At 68.0% G+C, this 20,138-nt stretch carries 19 protein-coding genes; 7 read left to right on the top strand and 12 right to left on the bottom strand.

From position 1 onward, the window contains the following. Positions 1 to 56 precede the first annotated feature (56 nt). From lpxA to rpsB, 12 genes are all read right to left on the bottom strand, one after another. On the bottom strand, positions 57 to 845 hold the full coding sequence (gene lpxA / locus ATSB10_RS09105; RefSeq protein WP_063672280.1) for an acyl-ACP--UDP-N-acetylglucosamine O-acyltransferase: 789 nt from the start codon (positions 843 to 845) through the stop codon (positions 57 to 59). After that, positions 842 to 1,315, bottom strand: coding sequence for a 3-hydroxyacyl-ACP dehydratase FabZ (gene fabZ / locus ATSB10_RS09100; RefSeq protein ID WP_017461818.1), 474 nt, complete (start codon positions 1,313 to 1,315; stop codon positions 842 to 844). Before fabZ ends, lpxA begins: the two co-directional genes overlap by 4 nt. Beyond that, complete coding sequence (lpxD, locus tag ATSB10_RS09095) at positions 1,308 to 2,336, bottom strand: UDP-3-O-(3-hydroxymyristoyl)glucosamine N-acyltransferase (protein WP_063672279.1); 1,029 nt, start codon at positions 2,334 to 2,336, stop codon at positions 1,308 to 1,310. The genes fabZ and lpxD overlap by 8 nt, the downstream gene beginning before the upstream one ends. A gap of 139 nt (positions 2,337 to 2,475) precedes the next feature. Further along, entirely contained in the window at positions 2,476 to 4,878 is a 2,403-nt protein-coding gene (gene bamA / locus ATSB10_RS09090) for an outer membrane protein assembly factor BamA (protein WP_063672278.1), read from the bottom strand. Positions 4,879 to 5,049: 171 nt separating this feature from the next. Beyond that, positions 5,050 to 6,387: an RIP metalloprotease RseP gene (gene rseP, locus ATSB10_RS09085; RefSeq protein WP_063672277.1), complete on the bottom strand. Its 1,338-nt coding sequence runs from the start codon at positions 6,385 to 6,387 to the stop codon at positions 5,050 to 5,052. 13 nt (positions 6,388 to 6,400) lie between these two features. Further along, positions 6,401 to 7,576, bottom strand: a complete 1,176-nt coding sequence (locus ATSB10_RS09080) for a 1-deoxy-D-xylulose-5-phosphate reductoisomerase (protein ID WP_063672276.1) — start codon at positions 7,574 to 7,576, stop codon at positions 6,401 to 6,403. Then, positions 7,573 to 8,403, bottom strand: a complete 831-nt coding sequence (locus ATSB10_RS09075) for a phosphatidate cytidylyltransferase (RefSeq protein ID WP_063672275.1) — start codon at positions 8,401 to 8,403, stop codon at positions 7,573 to 7,575. The genes ATSB10_RS09080 and ATSB10_RS09075 overlap by 4 nt, the downstream gene beginning before the upstream one ends. A 17-nt stretch (positions 8,404 to 8,420) precedes the next feature. After that, positions 8,421 to 9,161, bottom strand: a complete 741-nt coding sequence (gene uppS / locus ATSB10_RS09070) for a polyprenyl diphosphate synthase (protein ID WP_063672274.1) — start codon at positions 9,159 to 9,161, stop codon at positions 8,421 to 8,423. A gap of 43 nt (positions 9,162 to 9,204) precedes the next feature. Further along, positions 9,205 to 9,762: a ribosome recycling factor gene (frr, locus tag ATSB10_RS09065; RefSeq protein WP_017461811.1), complete on the bottom strand. Its 558-nt coding sequence runs from the start codon at positions 9,760 to 9,762 to the stop codon at positions 9,205 to 9,207. Positions 9,763 to 9,845: 83 nt separating this feature from the next. Next, positions 9,846 to 10,568, bottom strand: coding sequence for a UMP kinase (gene pyrH / locus ATSB10_RS09060; RefSeq protein WP_063672273.1), 723 nt, complete (start codon positions 10,566 to 10,568; stop codon positions 9,846 to 9,848). Between the two features lie 251 nt (positions 10,569 to 10,819). Continuing rightward, entirely contained in the window at positions 10,820 to 11,698 is an 879-nt protein-coding gene (gene tsf, locus ATSB10_RS09055) for a translation elongation factor Ts (RefSeq protein WP_063672272.1), read from the bottom strand. Positions 11,699 to 11,766: 68 nt separating this feature from the next. Further along, a complete protein-coding gene (gene rpsB, locus ATSB10_RS09050; protein WP_063672271.1) occupies positions 11,767 to 12,621 on the bottom strand; it encodes a 30S ribosomal protein S2 in 855 nt (284 codons plus the stop codon). Positions 12,622 to 12,941: 320 nt separating this feature from the next. Between rpsB and map the strand changes: the two genes are divergently transcribed. From map to dapE, 7 genes are all read left to right on the top strand, one after another. After that, positions 12,942 to 13,706: a type I methionyl aminopeptidase gene (gene map, locus ATSB10_RS09045; protein ID WP_063672270.1), complete on the top strand. Its 765-nt coding sequence runs from the start codon at positions 12,942 to 12,944 to the stop codon at positions 13,704 to 13,706. A 206-nt stretch (positions 13,707 to 13,912) separates the two neighbouring features. Beyond that, positions 13,913 to 16,555, top strand: a complete 2,643-nt coding sequence (glnD, locus tag ATSB10_RS09040) for a [protein-PII] uridylyltransferase (protein WP_063672269.1) — start codon at positions 13,913 to 13,915, stop codon at positions 16,553 to 16,555. 82 nt (positions 16,556 to 16,637) lie between these two features. Then, positions 16,638 to 17,246, top strand: coding sequence for a DsrE family protein (locus ATSB10_RS09035; protein ID WP_083966157.1), 609 nt, complete (start codon positions 16,638 to 16,640; stop codon positions 17,244 to 17,246). A 122-nt stretch (positions 17,247 to 17,368) separates the two neighbouring features. Next, positions 17,369 to 18,196: a 2,3,4,5-tetrahydropyridine-2,6-dicarboxylate N-succinyltransferase gene (gene dapD / locus ATSB10_RS09030; RefSeq protein ID WP_063672268.1), complete on the top strand. Its 828-nt coding sequence runs from the start codon at positions 17,369 to 17,371 to the stop codon at positions 18,194 to 18,196. After that, positions 18,193 to 18,543, top strand: a complete 351-nt coding sequence (locus ATSB10_RS09025) for a Spx/MgsR family RNA polymerase-binding regulatory protein (RefSeq protein ID WP_063672266.1) — start codon at positions 18,193 to 18,195, stop codon at positions 18,541 to 18,543. Before dapD ends, ATSB10_RS09025 begins: the two co-directional genes overlap by 4 nt. Next, on the top strand, positions 18,536 to 18,913 hold the full coding sequence (locus ATSB10_RS09020) for a thioredoxin domain-containing protein (protein WP_063672264.1): 378 nt from the start codon (positions 18,536 to 18,538) through the stop codon (positions 18,911 to 18,913). The genes ATSB10_RS09025 and ATSB10_RS09020 overlap by 8 nt, the downstream gene beginning before the upstream one ends. Next, complete coding sequence (gene dapE / locus ATSB10_RS09015; protein WP_063672262.1) at positions 18,910 to 20,043, top strand: succinyl-diaminopimelate desuccinylase; 1,134 nt, start codon at positions 18,910 to 18,912, stop codon at positions 20,041 to 20,043. The genes ATSB10_RS09020 and dapE overlap by 4 nt, the downstream gene beginning before the upstream one ends. Positions 20,044 to 20,138 lie beyond the last annotated feature (95 nt).

Raw genomic sequence — 20,138 nt, 5'->3', positions numbered from 1 at the left:
GCGTGCCGCCCGGCCGTACGGGGCGCAGCGCAGGCCGGTCCCATGGGGTGGACGTTTCAGCGCGCCAGCGAGCGCTCGCTGCGCTCCAGGAACTCCAGCATCGCACGGACATCCTCGCTGTCCTGCGCCTGCGTGGCCAGCTGCTCGCGCGCCTCGGCCAGGCTCAGGCCGGCCATGTACAGCGTGCGGTAGGCACGCTTGATCGCCGAGATGCGCGTGCTGTCGAAGCCGCGGCGCTTGAGGCCCTCGCTGTTGATGCCACGCGGGCGACCGCGGGTCTCGTTGGCCATCATGACGAACGGAGGCACGTCGCTGCCGACCAGGCAGCCCATGCCGATGAAGGCGTGCGCACCGACCTTGCAGAACTGGTGCACGCCGGCGTAGCCGGACACGATCACCCAGTCGCCGATCTCCGCGTGCCCGGCCAGCGCCGAGTAGTTGGAGAACACCACGTGGTTGCCGACCTGGCAGTCATGCGCCACATGCACGTAGGCCAGCAGCCAGTTGTCGTTGCCGATGCGGGTGATGCCGCCGCCGTCGCCGGTGCCGCGGTTTACGGTGACGAACTCGCGGATCAGGTTGCGGTCGCCGATCACCAGCTCGGTGCGCTCGCCCGAGAACTTCTTGTCCTGTGGTGCGCCGCCGAGCGAGGCGAACTGGCTGATGCGGTTGTCGCGGCCGATGCGGGTGGGGCCCTCGATCACCACGTGCGGCCCGACCACGGTGCCGGCGCCGATCTCCACGTCCGGCCCGATCACCGTGTAAGCGCCGATACTGACGTTGTCGCCCAGCACGACCGACGGGTCGATCTGGGCGGTGGGATGGATCGACGCGGCGTGGATCATTTGTCGGACCTCGCTGCGCACATCAGTTCGCAGCTGGCCACTTCCTTGCCGTCCACCAAGGTCCTCGCGATGAACAGGCCCATGCCGCGCATCAGGCGCTTGAGCGAGACTTCCATGCGCAACTGGTCGCCCGGCACCACCGGGCAGGCGAAACGGGCGTTGTCGATCTTCGCCAGGTAGAACAGCGGGCTGCCCTGGTCGCCCTTCAGGCGGCTCGAGATCTGGGTAAGCAGGCCGGCGCTCTGCGCCATCGCCTCGACGATCAGCACGCCCGGCATCACCGGGTGGCCGGGGAAGTGGCCCTGGAAGAACGGCTCGTTCATGGTGACGTTCTTCAGCGTCACCACGCTGGTGTCCGGCACCAGTTCGATCACCCGGTCCACCAGCAGGAACGGGTAGCGGTGGGGCAGCAACTGCTGGATCTGTTCGACACCGACCGGCAGGCTGAAATCCGCAGCGTAATCACTCATTGTTGCTGTCCTTCTCCAGCGCCGCGAGGCGGCGCACATAGTCGTCGAGATGCTTGAAGCGGGCGGCATTCTTCCGCCACTGCCGGTTTTCCTGAAGCGGCGTTCCCGAGGAATACTCGCCGGGTTCGCGGATCGAGTGGGTCACCAGGCTCTTGGCCGTGATGGTAACCCGGTCGGCCAGCTCCAGATGGCCGAGCACGCCGGCGTTGCCGCCGATCATGCAATAGCGGCCGATCTTCGCGCTGCCTGCCACGGCGGCACATCCGGCCAGCGCCGAATGCGCGCCGATCGTCACGTTGTGGGCGATCTGGATCTGGTTGTCCAGCCGCACGTCCTCCTCGAGCACGGTGTCGTCCAGCGCGCCTCGGTCGATGGTGGTGTTCGCCCCGATCTCGCAGTCGTCGCCGATGCGCACGCCGCCAAGCTGGGGCAGCTTGATCCAGTGGTCGCGGTCGAAGGCCAGGCCGAAGCCGTCCGAACCGATCACCGCGCCGGGGTGCACCAGCACCCGCTTGCCCAGGGTGACGCGGGTGACCAGGGTCACGCGGGCGACCAGCCGTGACTGGGCGCCGACCACGCAACCCTCGCCAATGACGCAGTGCGGACCGAGCACGACCCCATCCTCGATCACCGCGTCAGCCTCCACCACGCAACAGGGGCCGACGCTGGCGCTCGGGCTGACCCGCGCCGTGGGCGCGACCACCGCGCTCGGGTGGACGCCGGCCGGAGCGGCCGGCAGATGCTCGAACAGCGCGGCGATCTTTGCGTAGGTGACGTAGGGGTCGCGGGCGACCAGCGCCGCGGTCGGGCACTGCGCCGCGTCCGCCTCGCGCAGCACCACCACGCCGGCGCGGGTGCCGGCCAGCTGGCCGGCGTACTTGCTGTTGGACAAAAAGGTGAGCTGGCTCGGGCCGGCGCCGGACAGCGTGCCGACGCCGTCGATCAGGCGGCCGGCGTCGCCGTGGGCGACGAGGCCGAAGCGATCGGCCAGCTCTCCGACCGTATGGGAATTCGCGCTCATGGATGCTCCGGGAAAGCGCGCCATTGTAGGCGACCCGGGCGCGGGTGTCCGTGCGCCCGCGAAGGGAAGGGGCCGGAAACGCGAAAGCGCGGCCGGGGCCGCGCTTTCGCCAGGGTGTCCGCGTGCCCTGCGGCGTCGGTCAGAACTGGCTGCCGAAGGTGAACTGGATGCGCTCCTCGTACGGCCGGTCGGCCGGCTTGGAGCGGATCGGCGTGGCGAAGTTGATGATCAGCGGACCGATCGGCGCCTGCCAGTGCAGCGAGATACCGGCCGAGGCACGCAGGTCGCCCGCCTTGAAGCTCTGGTAGTCCTTGTAGGCGTTGCCGACGTCCATGAACAGCGACACGCGGGCGGTGTTGATGTCCTTCAGGAACGGCAGCGGCAGGTATAGCTCGGACGTCCCGAGCACCTTGAAGGCGCCGCCGATCGGCTGGGCGTACTGGTAGTAGCTGCCGGTGCAGTAGCCGTTGGAACCGGGCTGGATCGCATGACCGCTGGCATCGGTGCCGGAGCACACGCGCGGGCCCAGGGTGTTGTCCTGGAAGCCGCGCACGTCGCGCACGCCGCCGGAGTAGAAGTTCTGCCAGAACGGGTAGTCCAGCGGCTGCCCGGCCTGGTACTGGCCGAACGAGTTCTTGTAGGTCTGGCTGCCGTAGGTCGCGCCGTACTGCGCCTGGCCGTCCAGGTACAGCACGAAGCCACCACCGATCGGCCAGTAGTGGTTGGCTTCCGCGCTGACGCGGAAGTGCTGCACGGTGGAGCCCGGTAGTGCCACGTCCGTGGACACCGACATCAGGCCACCGCGGGTCGGCGCCCAGTAGCCATTGCGGGTGTCGTGGTTCCAGCCCAGGGTGCCGGTCCACTCGTGGATGGTCTGGTGGCCCAGCGCGTTCTGGTAGTCCAGCAGCACCTGCGGGCTGTAGCCCGGGTACAGATTGATCTTGTTGCTGCTCAGGCCGAGACCGACGCGCAGGCTGTCGAATTCGGTGATCGGGATGCCGAGGAAGGTGGAGAACGATTTGGCACTGGTGGCGTAGTTGGCGAAGTTGGTGTTGCCATAGTCGGTCTTGGAGTAGCCAACCGTATAGCCGATGCCGATGCCGCTGTCGGTCAGGAACGGGTTGTAGTAGCTGGCATTGACGCGCTTGTAGTACGTGCTGGTCTCGGCGCCGACGCTGAAGCTGTCGCCGGTGCCGAGGAAATTGTTCTGTGACACCGAGGCGGACAGGATGATGCCCGAGTACTGCGAGTAGCCCACGCCGAACTGCAGGCTGCCGGCGGACTGCTCTTCCACCTTCACGGTGACGTCGACCTGGTCCTGGGTGCCGGGCACGCGCTGCTTGTCGATGTCGACCTTCTTGAAATAGCCCAGCTGCTGCAGGCGGATCTTCGAGCGGTCGATCATCGCCTGGGAATACCAGGAGCCCTCAAGCTGGCGCATCTGACGGCGCAGCACGTCGTCCTCGGTACGGGTGTTGCCCTGGAAGATCACCCGGCGCACGTACACGCGCTGGCCCGGCTCGACGTAGAAGGTCAGGTCGACGGTGCGCTTTTCCTTGTCCAGCTTCGGCACCGGCGTCACCTTGGCGTAGGCGAAGCCGAGGTTGGACAGGATGCCCTTGATGGCGTTGGAGGTGCCTTCGACCGCAGCGCGGTTGAACTTGTCGCCCGCCTTCACGAACACCAGCTGGCGCAGGGTTTTCTCCGGCAGGATCAGCTTGCCCAGCAGGTGCACATCCGAAACGGTGTAGACCTCGCCCTCCTTGATGCTCGCGGCGATGTACATCTCGCGCTTGTCGGGCGAGATGGTGACCTGGGTGGAATCCACGCCGAAGTCGGCGTAGCCGCGGTTCATGTAGTAGGACTGCAGCTTCTCCAGGTCGCCGGAGAGCTTCTCGCGCGAGTACTGGTCGTTCTTCGAGTACCAGGACATCCAGTTGGTGGTGCCGGACTCGAAGTTGTCCTCGATCTGCTTGTCGGTGAACGTGGTGTTGCCGACGACGTTGATCTCCTTGATCTTGGCGACCTTGCCCTCGCGGATCTCGATGTCCAGCGCCACACGGTTGCGGTCCAGCCGGGTCACGTGCGGGTCGATCGACACGTTGTACTTGCCGCGGTTGTAGTACTGGGTGATCAGCTCCTGCTTCACGCGGTCCAGCGAGAGGCGGTCGAAGGTCTCGCCCTCGGACAGGCCGATTTCCTTCAGGCCCTTGCGCAGGTCCTCTTCCTTGATGTCCTTGTTGCCGCGGATGGTCAGCTTGGCGATGGACGGGCGCTCGATCACCTTGATCACCAGGATGTTGCCCTCCCGGCTCATCTCCACGTCGCTGAAGAAGTGCGTGTCGTAGAGGGCGCGGATGGCGCGCTGGGCCTCGTCCTCGGTGAACTGGTCACCCTTGTTCACCGGCAGGTAGTTGTAGACCGTGCCCGCCGAGATGCGGCTCAGGCCGTCGATGCGGATGTCGGACACGACGAACGGTTCGAAGGCCACCGCGTTGGCGGAGAGAGAGGCAAGCAGGAGCAGGGCGGCGATACGCTTCATCGTCGATTCCGTTGGGTTATTTCGACGGGCCGATCATGGTGATCGTCCCGGACAAGGCAGGGCGCAGGAGCAACGCCGAAGTTCGATCACGTCCGCCTGCACCGGCGGTGCGTGGCGCCGCGATCCGGAGCGGGCCGTACGAACCGGCAGCATGGGCAGAGCAGAGATCCGTCACGACAGCAGGATGCGATGAAGGTCGTTGTAGAACGCCAGACCCATCATCGTGAACAGCAGGGCGAGCCCGACATACTGGCCGGCGATCATGGTTCGCTCGCTGACCGGGCTGCCCTTGACCAACTCGATAAGGTAATACAGCAGATGACCCCCATCCAAGAGCGGGATGGGCAGCAGGTTGAGGATGCACAGGCTCAGCGAGACCATGCCGAGGAAGTTGAGGAACCAGCCCGGGCCCATGTTGGCCGACTGGTTGGCGACCTGGGCGATGCCGATCACGCCGGAGAGATTCCTGGTGGAGGCCTGCCCCGTGATCATCTTCCCGATCATCTGGAAGGTCTGGTGCGCCGTGCCCCAGGTGGTATCCAGGGATTCACGCAGGGCGCGAAGCGGACCGTACCGTTGCATCACGGACTTGATGCCGACGCCGATGATCCAGTTCACCGGCTGGCCTTCGAGCGCTTCGCGACGCGCTGTCACATGCAGCAGGAGCTGGCTTCCGTCGCGGTCCACCAGGATCGCCAGTTCCGGCGATTTGGCTGCCAGTTCCGGTACCAGCTTGGTAAATGCGCGGTAGTCGGTGACGGGCTGCCCGTTGACGCTGAGGATCCGGTCTCCGATCCGCATGCCCGCCTGTGCGGCGGGCTTGCCGGCAATCACCTCCTGGATGATGGCTGGCGGGGGAGCCGACTGCAGGCCGACCATATCGAGATACTGGCCGACGTCCTTGCCCGCCGGCAGCCGGTCCAGGGGAAGCACCAGATGCCGGACTCCTCCCTCGGCACCACGAACCTCCAGTGGGAGGGGTTCGCGCCCGAGCAGAGCCGTGGCCAGCTGGTCCATCGCATCGGACCAGGTGGGGGTCTTCTTGCCCCCGATTTCCAGCAGCTCGTCACCGTCGCGGATGCCTGCCTGCGCCGCGATGCTTTGAGCTTTGGGGGTCACCACCGGCACCGCATCCGGGCGCCCGATCATGAACATCACCCAGAACGCCGCCACCGCGAAGATCAGGTTGAAAGCAGGGCCGGCAGCAACGATCGCGATGCGCTTCCACACCGGCTTGCCGGTGAATTCCTCGTCCTGCAGCTGCGGTTCCACGTCGCCCTCGCGGGCGTCGAGCATCTTCACGTAGCCGCCGAGCGGGATCATCGCGATCTGGTACTCGGTGCCGTCCCGGCCGACGCGCTTCCAGATCGCCTTGCCGAAGCCGACGGAGAAGCGCAGCACCTTCACGCCACAGCGGCGCGCGACCCAGAAATGGCCGAACTCATGAAAGGTCACCAGCACGCCGAGCGTGACCAGCAGCCAGAACACCGAGCCGAAAAAAGGATTCATCGATAAGAGCTTATCAGCATGCGTGACGGAGGACGCGGCGTGCGGCAGCGCGCGCCACGCGGTCCCGGTCTACCAGGGTCTGGACATCGACCACGGCTTCGGCCGGCAGTTCCGCCAGCACACTCTCCACCACGTTGGCGATGTCGAGAAAACCCAGTGCGCCGGCCAGGAAGGCCTCCACCGCCACCTCGTTGGCGGCGTTCAGGATGGCCGGGGCGTCGCCGCCTGCGCGCAGCGCCTGGAAGGCCAGGGCCAGGCAGCGGAACGTGTCGGTATCCGGCCGTTCGAACTGCAGGGGCGCCAGCGCAGCCAGGTCCAGCGGGGCGACGGCGGTGTCGATCCGCTCCGGCCAGGCCAGCGCGTGGCCGATCGCCGTGCGCATGTCCGGGTTGCCGAGCTGGGCCAGCACCGAGCCGTCCAGGTAGTCGACCATCGAGTGGACCAGGCTCTGCGGGTGCACCACCACCTCGATCGCCTCGGCCGGGGCGCCGAACAGGTGGTGCGCCTCGATCACTTCCAGGCCCTTGTTCATCAGGGTGGCCGAGTCGACCGAGATCTTCCGGCCCATCACCCAGTTCGGGTGGGCGCAGGCCTGGTCGGGAGTGATATGGGCCAGCTCGGCGCGGCTGCGGCCGCGGAACGGGCCGCCGGAGGCCGTGAGGATCAGCCGGCGGACACCACTCCTGGCGAGATCCGGGCGGCCGCCCGGCAGGCACTGGAAGATCGCGTTGTGCTCGGAATCCACCGGGATCAGCTCGCCGCCGCCCTCGTCCAGCGCGGCCAGCAGCAGCGGGCCGGCCATTACGATCGACTCCTTGTTGGCCAGCAGCAGGCGCTTGCCGGCCCTCGCGCCCGCCAGGGTGGATTCCAGTCCGGCGGCGCCGACGATGGCGGCCACCACGGTGTCGCAGAGCGGGCCCGCGGCGGCCTGCGCAACGGCCTCGGGGCCGCCGGCCACATCGCAGTGGACGCCGGCGGCGGCGAGTCCCCTGGCCAGCGCCGGTTCCAGCGATGGATCGGCGATCACCGCCAGATCGGGCCGATGCGTCGCGCACAGCGCGACCAGTGCGTCCACCTGGCGGTGCGCCACCAGCACGCTGGCGCGGAATCGCTCCGGATGGCGCGCGATGACGTCGAGGGTGCTGCCGCCGATGGAGCCAGTGGCGCCGAGGACTCCGACCTGCCTCATGACAGCTGCACGACGCCGAGCAACCACAGGCCCAGCGCGAACACCGGCATCGCTGCGAACACGCTGTCGAGCCGGTCGAGCAGGCCACCGTGGCCGGGGAACAGGTGGCCGGAATCCTTCACCTGCGCGTGGCGCTTCATCAGGCTCTCGACGAGATCGCCGACGATCGACACCGCCACGGTAACCGCGGCCAGCACGACCAGACCGGCCAGGCGTGCATCGTGCACGCCCAGCAGCCAGCCGCCGATCGCCACCACCAGGCCGGCCGCGACGAACGCGCCGTAGACGCCGGCCCAGGTCTTGCCGGGGCTGATCTGCGGCGCCAGCTTGCGCTTGCCCAAGAAGCGGCCGGCGAAGTAGGCGCCAATGTCGGCGGCCCAGACGATCGCCAGGCCGAGGAAGGTCCACCAGTGGCCGTGAGGCACGGTGCGATGGATCAGCACCAGACCGGCCCACGCCGGCACCATCACGAACGCGCCGGCCAGCAGCTTCAGGCGCCGGTTCTCCGGCGTCGGCGCGGCACCGAAGGAGAAATGGCGCAGCCAGGCCGACGCGACCACCCACCAGGCCACACCCAGCAGTGCCATCGCCGCCCACAGCCGCGGATCGCGGCTCCAGCCGGCGGCGGCATAGACCAGCGCCAGTGCGAGCAGCACGGCGATGCGGGCGGCCATGTTGTTCAGTCCGCTCAGGCGCATCCATTCCCAGGCGCTGGCGAGGAACGCGATGGCCACGATCACCGCGAACACCGGCGTCGCCGGCCCCAGGATGATGAACAGGGCCAAGGGAAGCAGCAGCAGGGCGGTGAGGATGCGCTGGAGCAGCATGGAGGTCCTTGGGTTCGTCAGGGCGGAGGTGCCGCAGCGACCTGGTCGCTGGTGCGGCCGTAGCGGCGTTCGCGGCGGGCGAAGTCGTCGATGGCCTGCGCGAGGCTGGCCTGGTCGAAGTCCGGCCACAGGGTATCGGTGAAGTACAGCTCGGCGTAGGCGGCCTGCCAAAGCAGGAAGTTGCTGATGCGCTGCTCGCCGCCGGTGCGGATGAACAGGTCCAGCGGGGGGAGGTCGGCCAGGCACATCCACCGACCCAGCGCGGCCTCGTCAAGGGTCTCGGCAGTCAGCTCGCCCCGGCCGATCGCCTGGGCGGCCTGGCGCGCGGCCTGCACGATGTCCCAGCGGCCGCCGTAGTTGACCGCGATGTTCAGCTGCAACCGCGTGTTGCCGGCGGTGCGCTCCATCGCGCCGTGCATGCGCTGCCGCAGGTCTGCGCCGAAGCCCGACAGTTCGCCGATGAAGCGCACGCGCACGCCCTGTGCATGCAGCTCGTCCACTTCCTTGTCCAGCGCCCGCAGGAACAGCGACATCAAGGCGCTGACCTCATCCTCCGGGCGTTGCCAGTTCTCGCTGGAAAAGGCGAACAGCGTCAGCGCCTCCACGCCCAGTCGGACGCAGCCCTCGATCACCTCGCGCACCGCCTTGCGCCCGGCGTTGTGGCCAAAGCTGCGTGGCTGGAAGCGGGCCCTGGCCCAGCGGCCGTTGCCGTCCATCACGATGGCGATGTGGCGAGGCACCCGTGCCGGAGCGTTCATGCGCGGCGACGCCGGCCAGGCGGGGCGGGTGAGCGCGGCATCGTCAGACGCTCAGCAGCTCTTCTTCCTTGTGCTTGACCACCGCATCGACTTCCTTGACGAAACGATCGGTGATCTTCTGGATCTCCTCGTCCGCCTTGCGCTCGTCGTCCTCGGTGATCTGCTTGTCCTTGCCCAGGTCCTTGATCTGCTGCAGGGCGTCGCGACGGATGTTGCGGATCGCGATCTTGGCGTTCTCGCCCTCGTGGCCCACGTGCTTGGCCAGCTCGCGGCGGCGCTCCTCGGTGAGCGGCGGCATGTTGAGGCGGATCACGGTGCCGGCGGTGGTCGGCGTGATGCCGATGTCCGACGCCATCAGCGCCTTCTCGATGGTCGCCACCAGGCTCTTTTCGAACGGGGTGATGATGATCGAGCGCGAGTCGCCCAGCGCCACCGAGGCGACCTGGTTCAGTGGCATGTCCGAGCCGTAGTAGGACACCTTGATGTTGTCCACCAGTGCGGTGCTCGCACGGCCCGTGCGCAGACGAGTCAGGTCGTGCTTGAGCGCGTCGATGGTCTTGCCCATGCGGGTCTGGGCATCGGTCTTGATGTCGTTGATCATGGGACGTCTTCCGGTGGATCAGGCGAGCCGGCAAGTATACCAGCGAGGCGGAGCCGCCCTTGGGGCGGCGCAGCAAGCCCGGGTCAGTGGGTGCCGACGGTGGTGCCGATCGACTCGCCGCGCATCACCCGCATCAGGTTGCCCGGCACGGTCATGTCGTAGATCACCATCGGCAGGCGGTGGTCGCGGCAAAGCGCGATGGCTGCGGTATCCATCACCGCCAGCTTGCGCTCGATCACCTGGTCGTAGGTGAGGTGGTCGTAGCGGGTGGCGTCGGCGTGCTTGGCCGGGTCGGCGGTGTAGATGCCGTCCACCTTGGTGGCCTTCAGCAGCAAGTCCGCACTCACCTCCACGGCGCGCAGCGCGGCGGCCGAGTCGGTGGTGAAGAACGGATTGCCGATGCCGGCGGCGAACAGCACGATGCGGCCCTTCTCGATGTGGCGGATGGCGCGGCGGCGGATGAAGTCCTCGGCCACGTCGTGGATCGGCAGGGCGCTCATTACGCGGGCGAAGCCGCCACGCTTCTCGATCGCGTCCTGCATCGCCAGTGCGTTCATCACCGTGGCGAGCATGCCCATGTGGTCGCCGGTGACCCGGTCCATGCCGGCTGCGGCCAGGCCGGCACCGCGGAAGATGTTGCCGCCGCCGATCACCACGCCGATTTCGACGCCGGCCTTGCGCACTTCGAGGATTTCGTCGGCGAGGCGGCCGATCACCTTCGGATCGATGCCGTAGTCCTCGTCGCCCATCAGGGCTTCACCGGAGAGTTTGAGCAGGATACGGCGGTACTTAAGCGGTTCGCTCATGGGGTCTCCGGATTGTGTGGGGCAAACCGCCATATTGTAGCGGGCGGCGGGCCGGCGGTTAAGCTGGAAGGCGCCTTGTCGGCCCAATCGGGGGGAAAGACGGGCTCTTGCCGGCAGCTTTGGGTGACGAGGGCATTCCCCGGAAGCGGCGCGGGCTTCGCTGTCATGCCCGGGATAGGCGCCGGATTGGCGCCTGGAAAAGAAAAAGCCGCGGTTTCCCGCGGCTTTTCCGTGTCACCGGGTGGCGGGGATCAGACCTGCATCGCCTTCGCCACTTCGGCGGCATAGTCTTCCTGCACCTTCTCGATGCCTTCGCCGACGGCCAGGCGGGCCACCGCCACCACTTCGGCGCCGTCCTTCTTCAGGGCGTCGCCGACGGTCACGTTGGTGTCCAGCACGTAGGCCTGGCCGAGCAGGGTCACCTCGGACACGATCTTGTTGATCTTGCCGGAGATGATCTTCTCCAGGATCTCGGCCGGCTTGGCCTTGTCCTTGTCGGACATCTGGCTCAGCGCGATGTCCTTTTCCTTCTGCACGAAGTCGGCCGGGACGTCCTCGGCCTTCACGTACTGCGGGTTCATCGCGGCCACGTGCATGGCCACGCCCTTGGCCAGCTCCTCGGAGCCGCCCTTCAGGGCCACCAGCACGCCGATGCGGCCGCCGTGGATGTAGCTGCCGATCACGCCGTCGGTTTCGACGCGGGCGATGCGGCGCACCTCGATCTTCTCGCCGATGGTGGCGATCAGCGCCTTGGCGCCTTCCTCGACGTTGCTGGCGCCCGGGAAGGCGGCGGCCTTCAGCGCGTCGATGTCGGCTGCGCCGGACTCCAGTGCCACCGTGGCGACGGCGTCGCTGAACTTCACGAAGTCGGGGTTCTTGGTGACGAAGTCGGTCTCGCAGTTGACCTCGACCAGCACGGCCTTGCCGGCGGCCTGCGCGGTCACGATGCGACCTTCGGCGGCGACGCGGTCGGCCTTCTTGTCGGCCTTGGCCAGGCCGTTCTTGCGCAGCCACTCGATGGCGACTTCGATGTCACCGTTGTTCTCGACCAGGGCCTTCTTGCATTCCATCATGCCGGCGCCGGACCGCTCGCGCAGTTCCTTCACCAGCTGGGCGGAGATGTTGCTCATGTCAGTTCCTCGAATGCTTTGGAGCCCGACGACCGGCGGGCGGCCGTCGGGCGGGTGAAGCGGCAGGCTTACTCGGCGTCGGTCGACTCGCGGCGGCCACGGCCGCCGTCACGGCGCGGCGCGCCCTTCTTGGCGGGAGCGCGGCGCGGAGCGGCCTTGCGCTCCTCGTCCTTGGCGACCGGGTTGCCTTCCTCGTCGAGCTCGACGAACTCGTCGGCATCGCCTTGGGCGGCGTTCGGCGCGGCGGCCTTGCCTTCCAGGATGGCGTCGGCGGCGGCGCGGGCGTACAGCTGGATCGCGCGGATCGCGTCGTCGTTGCCCGGGATGGCGTAGTCGACCAGCTCCGGGTTGTAGTTGGTGTCGACCACCGCGATCACCGGGATGCCGAGCTTCTTGGCTTCCTGCACGGCGATGTCTTCGTGGCCGATGTCGATGATGAACAGCGCGTCGGGCAGGCGGTTCATGTTCTTGATGCCGCCCAGCGAGTTCTCAAGCTTCTCGCGCTCGCGGCGCAGGGACAGCACCTCGTGCTTGACCAGCTTGTCGAACGAGCCGTCGGTCTCGGCCGCTTCCAGCTCCTTCAGGCGGGCGACCGACTGCTTCACGGTGCGGAAGTTGGTCAGCATGCCGCCGAGCCAGCGGGCGGTCACGAAGGGCATGCCGGCGCGGGCGGCCTCTTCGGCCAGCGGCTCACGGGCGGAGCGCTTGGTGCCGACGAACAGGATGGTGCCGCGCTTCTGCGCCAGACCCGACAGGAAGTTCATCGCGTCGGTGAACAGCGGCAGGGTCTTCTCGAGGTTGATGATGTGGATCTTGCCGCGGGCACCGAAGATGTACGGGGCCATCTTGGGGTTCCAGTAACGGGTCTGGTGACCGAAATGGACGCCCGCTTCGAGCATCTGGCGCATGGTGACTTGTGCCATGGGTGTAACTCCGAATTGTCGGTTCCGCGAACGGAACCTGGGGGTTGGGACCTCCACGCATCCCCGGCTTCGACCGCGGCGTTTCCTGGGATTGGCGGAAACGGACGCAGCACCCCGAAGACGGTGCCGATGCGTGTGTGGCGTTGGTTTGGGCTTGTTCCGCTGGATGGTTACAATGCCCGCTCGCATTGCAGGGGAGTGGGCTGAAAACGCCTGTTGCGCCCCGCAAAACTCACGAATTGTAGCCGGTGAGCCGGCAAGGCGGCAAGTTGGGCCCGGGCGTTGATCCACGGGCATGCCGCCGCCATCTGGGTGGAACCATGGCCATTACCCTCAAGACCCCCGAAGACCTGGCCGCCATGCGTGTGGCCGGCCAGCTTGCCGCCGAAGTGCTGGCGATGCTGAAAGAACACGTCAAGCCCGGTGTCACCACCGAGGACCTGGACCGCCTCGCCTACGAGCACATCGTCAACAGGCAGAAGGCGATCCCGGCCAATGTCGGCTACCACGGCTTCCCCAAGACGCTGTGCACTTCGGTCAACCACGTGATCTGCCACGGCATTCCGACCGGAGCCAAGGTGCTCAAGGACGGCGACATCATCAATCTCGACGTCACCGTCATCAAGGACGGCTGGCACGGCGACACCAGCCGCATGTACTTCGTCGGCACCCCGTCGGTGCTGGCGAAACGCTTGGTGGACACCACTCACGAGGCGATGATGCGCGGCATCCAGGCGGTGCGCCCGGGCGCCACGCTGGGCGATGTCGGCGCGGCGATCCAGAAGCACGCCGAGGCGGCCGGCTTCAGCGTGGTGCGCGAGTACTGCGGCCACGGCATCGGCAAGGTCTACCACGACGAGCCGCAGGTCCTGCACTACGGCAGGCCCGGTACCGGGGTGGAACTGAAGAAGGGCATGACCTTCACCGTCGAGCCGATGATCAACGCCGGCAAGCCGCATACCAAGCAGTTGCCCGACGGCTGGACCGTGGTCACCAAGGACCACTCGCTCTCCGCCCAGTGGGAACACACCATCGCCGTCACCGACGACGGCTTCGAGATCCTCACGCCCTGGCCGGATGCCTGAAGGCCTAGGAGTGAGGGGAGAGGAGTGAGGAGTGAGGAGTGAGAGGGGGCGCCACGGTGGACGTGGCGCCCTCTGCATTTGAACAACCCGCGGTGACGCGGGCATGGGGGGATGCGGAGCCGCATACCGGACCCCGGCACAGCCGTGCCGGGGTCTACACTGTCCTGCCTTCTCTCACTCCTCACTTCTCTTCACTCACTCCTCCCATGACTCCCCCTTCCGTCCCGCTGCCGCCGCTGCCCCGCCTGCCGATCGCGGTACCCCGCTCCGGCGTCTCGACCGAGGCGCGCAAGGCGTTGCGCCAATTGCTGGGCGACATGGATCGGGCGCTGGCCACCGCCTTCCGCGACGGTGCCGACGCCACCGCGCTGGCCGCGCGACGTGGCGAGTCGGTGGGGCGCATCGTGGTGCACGTGTGGAACGCCTGCCTGGGCGAGGTCGCGGACACCGCGCTGTTCGCGGTGGGCGGTTTCGGCCGCGGCCTGCTGTTCCCGCAGTCGGACGTCGACCTGCTGGTGCTGACCACCCGCGACGACCCGACCCTGCGCCGCGCGCTGGAGCAGTGCTTTGCGACCTTCTGGGACATCGGCCTGAAGGTCGGCCATGCGGTGCGCGAGCCGGCCCAGTGCAGGGCGCTGGCGGCGGAAGAGGCCAGCGTGTTCACCAGCCTGCTGGACGCGCGCCGACTGGCCGGCGACCCGGCGCTGGACACCGTGCTGCGGAGCATCGTCGACGATCCCGCACTATGGCCGCCGCGCGCCTATCTCGCCGCACGCCTGGCCGAGCGCGACGCGCGGCACGCCCGCTTCGACGACACCGCCTACAACCTCGAACCCAACCTCAAGGACGGACCCGGCGGCCTGCGCACGCTCGACTCGCTGCGCTGGCTCGGCCTGCGCCTCGCGCATGCCGACGGTTTCGACGGGATGGTCGCCGAGGGCCTGCTCGACCCGGCCGAGCGCGCCACCCTGGCCGAGGCCGAGGCCACGTTGCGGCGCTATCGCTTCGCCCTGCACCTGGAGGCCGGGCGGCCGGAGGAACGTCTGCTGTTCGACTTCCAGCGCGGGCTGGCCGCGCGCATGGGCTTCGTCGACCAGCACGAGAAGAACCTCGGCGTCGAGCAGTTCATGCAGGGCTACTACCGCGCCGCCAGCCAGGTCGAGCGGCTGGGTGTGCAGATCGTCGAGCGCTTCGAGGAGATGCTCGAGCCGGACAGCCCGATGACACCGATCGGCAGCGGCTTCGTGCAGCACGGCCGGCGCATCGCCGCGGCCGACCCGGAGCTGTTCATGATCCGGCCGGCGGCGCTGGTCGAGATTTTCCTGGCGCGGCTGGACCACCCCGAGCTGATCGGCTTCAGCGCCGAGACGATGCGCCGCATCCACCAGGCGACGGCACGGCACGGCAGTGCGCTGAGCGACGACCCGGCGGCACTGGCTGCCTTCCTGAAGCTGCTCCAGCGTGGCGCACCGGCGGTGGACGCGCTGTGGCGGATGAACCGGCACGGGCTGCTGGCGGCGATCCTGCCGGCGTTCGGCAAGGTGTTCGGGCGCATGCAGTACGACCTGTTCCACGTCTATACCGTGGACGAGCACACGCTGCGCGTGCTGCGCAACCTGGCGCGCTTCGCCGATCCGGCGGCGGTGAAGGAGTTTCCGCTCGGCTGCCAGATCTGGGCCTCGCTGGAAAAGCCCGAGCTGCTCCTGCTGGCCGGCCTGTTCCACGACATCGCCAAGGGTCGCGGCGGCGACCACTCGGTGCTGGGCGAGGACGACGCCCGCGTGTTCTGCACCCGGCTGGGGCTGGCTCCCGAGCATGTGGATACCGTGGCCTGGCTGGTGCGCTGGCACCTGCTGATGAGCACCACCGCGCAGCGCCAGGACATCACCGACCCGGAGGTGGTGAACCGTTTCGCCGAGGCGGTCGGCGACCGCCTGCGGCTGGACCGGCTCTACCTGCTCACCATCGCCGACATCATCGGCACCAGCCCGCGGCTGTGGAACGCGTGGAAGGACCGCTTGCTGGCCGATCTCTACACCGCCACCCGCTACGCCCTGCGCAGCGACGCCGAACTGCCGCGCGACGCCAGCGCCAGCATCGCCGAATGCCGTGCCAGCGCGCTGGCGCTGCTGGCTTCGGAGGGCTTCGCCGAAGAGGCGGTGGAGACGGTGTGGCGTGATTTCCCCGAGCGCAGCTTCCTCCGCCACCGGCCCGAGCAGGTGGCCTGGCAGACCGCGGCGATCCTGCGGGCGGACAAGGCACTGCCGCTGGTGGAGGTGCATCCGTTCTCGGTGCGCGGCAGCACGGAACTGTTCGTCTATGCGCCGGACCGCGACGGCCTGTTCGCCAGCGTCACCGCGATGCTCGACCGCATGCATTTCTCGGTGATGGAGGCGCGCGTGCTCAGCTCGCCCAGCGGGCTGGCGATGGACACCTTCCTGCTGCTGGAGGCCGACAGCCAGATGCCAGCCACGCCGCAGCGTGCCGACGAGCTGCGCCAGCGGCTGCTGCGCGCGCTGGCCGAGACCAAGCCGGTGCTGCCGGCGCGGCGCGGACTGCACCGGCACCTGAAGCACTTCCAGATGGCGCCGCGGATCGCCTTCTCCGCCACCGGCGGGCGCACCCAGATGGCGCTGGTTTGCAGTGACCGCCCTGGCCTGCTGGCCGCAGTGGCGCAGGTGATGCTGGAGGTGGGCGTGCGCGTGCACGACGCGCGCATCGCCACCTTCGGCGAGCGGGTGGAGGATTTCTTCCAGCTCACCGATCGCCACGACGCGCCACTGGACGGTGAACTGCAGGAGTGCCTGCGGCAGGCCCTGCTGGAGCGGCTGGCCCCGGCCCAGGGGTGAGTGGCCGGCACGCCTCCAGCCGGTGGGAGCGGGTGTATCGTCCCGTCTTCCGCCCGTGCGGCAGCTGAAGGAGGAAGCAGGGATGAACATCAGGCATGCGGGTCGTTCGGCCCTGGCGGCCCTCGCGTTCTGTATCGCGACGGTGCCGGCTTCCGCGGCCGCGGCCACCGCCGATGCCGCGGCGTCTCCGCAGCAGGGCGCCGCCGGGGTCACCTGGGTCCACCCGGTCATAGCGAAGTTCGGAGGGGTGCATCCGCGCCCCGATGTGGACATGCAGCTGGATCCGAAGGCCGACTACAAGGTGTTCGTCGACGTGGTGTCCGCCGATCTCGACTCGGACGAGCCGCTCCATTCGCTGCTGCGCCTGGCTCGCCTTGTCAACCTGATGGGCTACGGCAAGGTGCCGCCATCGCACGTGCACATCGTGGCGCTGCTGGATGGCCAGGCCGGCGCCGCCGCGCTGACCGATGAGGCCTACCGGCGGATGAGCAAGAAGCACACCGCCAACCCCAATACCGCATTGCTGCATGCGCTCAGGCAGGCCGGGGTGAAGCTGATGGTGTGCAGCCAGGCGATGGCGGGGCTGGGCCTGAAGGACAGCGACATCGATCCCGACGTCACCATCACCCTGTCCGGCCTCACCGACCCGATCCTCTACGGCCAGCGCGGCTACAGCTACATGCAGCTCTAGCCGGTCGCGCGACGGGCGTCTGGACGGCCGCCCGGTTGTCCATTCCGCCCCGGAAGCGGGTGCTGGCGGGGCCCATGCGTGTACTCTTGGCGGCTTGTCACGAGCACGCCGGAAGCCTACGCATGTCCTCCATCCAGACCCTTATCGAAGACGCGTTCGAGCGTCGCGCCTCGCTGTCGCAGAGCGAGATCGAAACCCACCTGCGCCCGGCCGTCGGCCAGGTGCTGGACCTGCTCGAGTCCGGCGAGCTGCGCGTCGCCGCGCCGGACGGCCAGAGCGGCTGGACCGTCAACCAATGGGTGAAGAAGGCAGTACTGCTGTACTTCCGCATCAACGACAACCGCGTCGTGGACGGCGGCCCGGCCGCCGCCTTCGACAAGGTGCCGCTGCGCTTCGCCCACGGTGACGATGCCTCGCTGCAGCAGCTCGGCGCGCGCGTGGTGCCCGGTGCGCTGGTGCGCCGTGGCGCGCACATCGCGAAGGACGTGGTGCTGATGCCCAGCTACGTGAACATCGGCGCGCACGTCGGCAGCGGCACCATGGTCGACACCTGGGCCACGGTCGGCTCCTGCGCGCAGATCGGCGCGCGCGTGCACCTGTCCGGCGGCGTCGGCATCGGCGGCGTGCTGGAGCCGCTGCAGGCCAACCCGACGATCATCGAGGACGACTGCTTCATCGGCGCGCGCTCGGAGGTGGTCGAGGGCGTGGTGGTGGAAAAGGGCAGCGTGATCGGCATGGGCGTGTTCCTCGGCCAGTCCACCCGCATCTACAACCGCATGACCGGCGAGATCAGCTACGGACGCATCCCTTCGGGCAGCGTGGTCGTATCCGGAAGCCTGCCTGCCAAGGACGGATCGCACAGCCTCTACGCCGCGGTGATCGTCAAGCAGGTGGACGAGAAGACCCGGTCCAAGACCGGCATCAACGACCTGCTGAGGAGCTTCGAATGAGCGTCGAACTGTATGGCCTGGCCAAGTGCAGCACCTGCGACAAGGCGCGCGCATGGCTGGATGCGCACAAGATCAAGCACAGCTTCACCGACTACCGCGAACACCCGATCGCCCCGGCCGCGCTGAAGGCGTGGGCGAAGGAGCTGACCTGGGAGAAGCTGGTCAACCGGGCCAGCTACACCTGGCGCGACCTGAGCGAGACGCAGAAGGCCGCTTCCACCGACGCGCAGTGGCTCGCCCTGATCAAGGAATTCCCCGCACTGGTCAAGCGTCCGGTGGTGGTGAAGGACGGCGCGGTGAGCGTCGGTTTCACCGAGAAGAAGTTCAAGGAACTGTTCGGTGGCTGAGGCCGCAGTCCTCTATGGACTGGCGGGCACCGATGCCTGCCGCAAGGCCTGTGCGTGGCTGGACCGTTTCGGCCACGCGTATCGCTTCGTCGACACCCAGCGCGAGCGGCCCGCGCCCGAGGCGCTGAAGGCCTGGGCGCAGGCCGCCGGCGGCTGGGACGCGCTGGCCGACCGCAGTGGCCGCGCCTGGAAAGGCCTGCTGCCGCAGCGGCGCAACCCGGAGAGCGATCCGGAGTGGACACTGCTGATCCGCGAGCATCCCGGCGTGCTGCGCCAGCCGCTGGCGGTGCTCGCCGATGGCACGCTGCTGCTGGGCTTCACCGGCGGGCAATACGAAAAGCGATTCGGCAAGGGCAGGGCCACCGCATGAGCGACGTCTTAGACCTCACCTGCGATCTGATCCGCCGCGCTTCGGTCACGCCCGACGACGCCGGATGCCAGTCGATGATCGCCGCGCGGCTGACGAAGGCCGGCTTTCGCGTGCGCCACCTGCGCTTCGGCGAGGTCGACAACCTGTGGGCCACGCACGGCGAAGGCGGCTCCACGCTGGCCTTCCTCGGTCACACCGACGTGGTGCCGACGGGCCCGGTGGACTCGTGGCGCTTCGATCCGTTCGGGCCGACCGTGGTCGACGGCGTGCTGTACGGCCGCGGCGCGGCCGACATGAAGGGTTCGGTGGCGGCGATGGTGGTGGCGCTGGAGAGCTTCGTCGCCGCGCATCCGGACCACGCGGGGCGCGTCGGGTTGCTGCTGACCAGCGACGAGGAAGGCCCGACCAACCTCGACGGCGTGCGCAAGGTCGCCGAGGTGTTCCGTGCCGAGGGCGAGCGCATCGACTGGTGCGTGGTCGGCGAGCCCTCGTCGACCACGCGTCTCGGCGACCTGGTCCGCGTGGGTCGGCGTGGGTCGCTCAGCGGCACGCTCACCGTGCGCGGCGTGCAGGGCCACGTGGCGTATCCGGAGAAGGCGAAGAACCCGATCCACGCCTTCGCCCCCGCGCTGGCCGAACTGGCACTCGAGCGCTGGGACGAGGGCAACGCCGATTTCCCGCCGACCTCGTTCCAGGTGTCGAACCTCAATGCGGGCACCGGTGCCACCAATGTCATCCCGGGCGCGCTCACGGCGCTGTTCAACTTCCGCTACAGCACGGCCAGTAGCGCCGGGGACCTGAGGGCCCGGGCACAGGCCATCCTCGATCGCCACGGGCTGGATTACTCGCTGGACTGGAACCTCTCGGGCGAGCCGTTCCTCACCCCGCCGGGCGGACGCCTGCGCGAGGTGGTGGCGTCGGTGTGCCGCGAGCTGGCGGGCGTGTCGCCGGTGGAGAGCACCGGCGGCGGCACGTCGGACGGCCGCTTCATCGCCCCGCTGGGTGCCGAAGTGGTGGAGCTGGGGCCGGTGAATGCCACCATCCACAAGGTGGACGAGTGCGTGGCGGTCGAGGATTTGGAGCGATTGCTGGCCCTTTACGCGGGTATCTGCGAGCGATTGTTCCTCTGATCGCTCCAAAAATGTGATGTAGATCACATTTTCTTGCGCTTGAGCGTATGCTCAGAAGTCTTCGCCGTTGGCGAAGCCCTTCGCGTTGCGGAGAG

It is taken from the genome of Dyella thiooxydans, from assembly GCF_001641285.1.
Taxonomy (GTDB): Bacteria; Pseudomonadota; Gammaproteobacteria; order Xanthomonadales; family Rhodanobacteraceae; genus Dyella_A; species Dyella_A thiooxydans.
This window is presented reverse-complemented; position numbering and strand designations above follow the sequence as displayed.

Coding starts and splice junctions, on each gene's coding strand:
- ATSB10_RS09025 (WP_063672266.1), top strand. CDS start 18,193: ATGAGCGTCGAACTGTATGGCCTGGCCAAGTGCAGCACCTGCGACAAG.
- dapD (WP_063672268.1), top strand. CDS start 17,369: ATGTCCTCCATCCAGACCCTTATCGAAGACGCGTTCGAGCGTCGCGCC.
- bamA (WP_063672278.1), bottom strand. CDS start 4,878: ATGAAGCGTATCGCCGCCCTGCTCCTGCTTGCCTCTCTCTCCGCCAAC.
- rpsB (WP_063672271.1), bottom strand. CDS start 12,621: ATGGCACAAGTCACCATGCGCCAGATGCTCGAAGCGGGCGTCCATTTC.
- ATSB10_RS09035 (WP_083966157.1), top strand. CDS start 16,638: ATGAACATCAGGCATGCGGGTCGTTCGGCCCTGGCGGCCCTCGCGTTC.
- frr (WP_017461811.1), bottom strand. CDS start 9,762: ATGATCAACGACATCAAGACCGATGCCCAGACCCGCATGGGCAAGACC.
- ATSB10_RS09080 (WP_063672276.1), bottom strand. CDS start 7,576: ATGAGGCAGGTCGGAGTCCTCGGCGCCACTGGCTCCATCGGCGGCAGC.
- lpxA (WP_063672280.1), bottom strand. CDS start 845: ATGATCCACGCCGCGTCGATCCATCCCACCGCCCAGATCGACCCGTCG.
- glnD (WP_063672269.1), top strand. CDS start 13,913: ATGACTCCCCCTTCCGTCCCGCTGCCGCCGCTGCCCCGCCTGCCGATC.
- uppS (WP_063672274.1), bottom strand. CDS start 9,161: ATGAACGCTCCGGCACGGGTGCCTCGCCACATCGCCATCGTGATGGAC.
- fabZ (WP_017461818.1), bottom strand. CDS start 1,315: ATGAGTGATTACGCTGCGGATTTCAGCCTGCCGGTCGGTGTCGAACAG.
- rseP (WP_063672277.1), bottom strand. CDS start 6,387: ATGAATCCTTTTTTCGGCTCGGTGTTCTGGCTGCTGGTCACGCTCGGC.
- ATSB10_RS09075 (WP_063672275.1), bottom strand. CDS start 8,403: ATGCTGCTCCAGCGCATCCTCACCGCCCTGCTGCTGCTTCCCTTGGCC.
- pyrH (WP_063672273.1), bottom strand. CDS start 10,568: ATGAGCGAACCGCTTAAGTACCGCCGTATCCTGCTCAAACTCTCCGGT.
- lpxD (WP_063672279.1), bottom strand. CDS start 2,336: ATGAGCGCGAATTCCCATACGGTCGGAGAGCTGGCCGATCGCTTCGGC.
- dapE (WP_063672262.1), top strand. CDS start 18,910: ATGAGCGACGTCTTAGACCTCACCTGCGATCTGATCCGCCGCGCTTCG.
- tsf (WP_063672272.1), bottom strand. CDS start 11,698: ATGAGCAACATCTCCGCCCAGCTGGTGAAGGAACTGCGCGAGCGGTCC.
- map (WP_063672270.1), top strand. CDS start 12,942: ATGGCCATTACCCTCAAGACCCCCGAAGACCTGGCCGCCATGCGTGTG.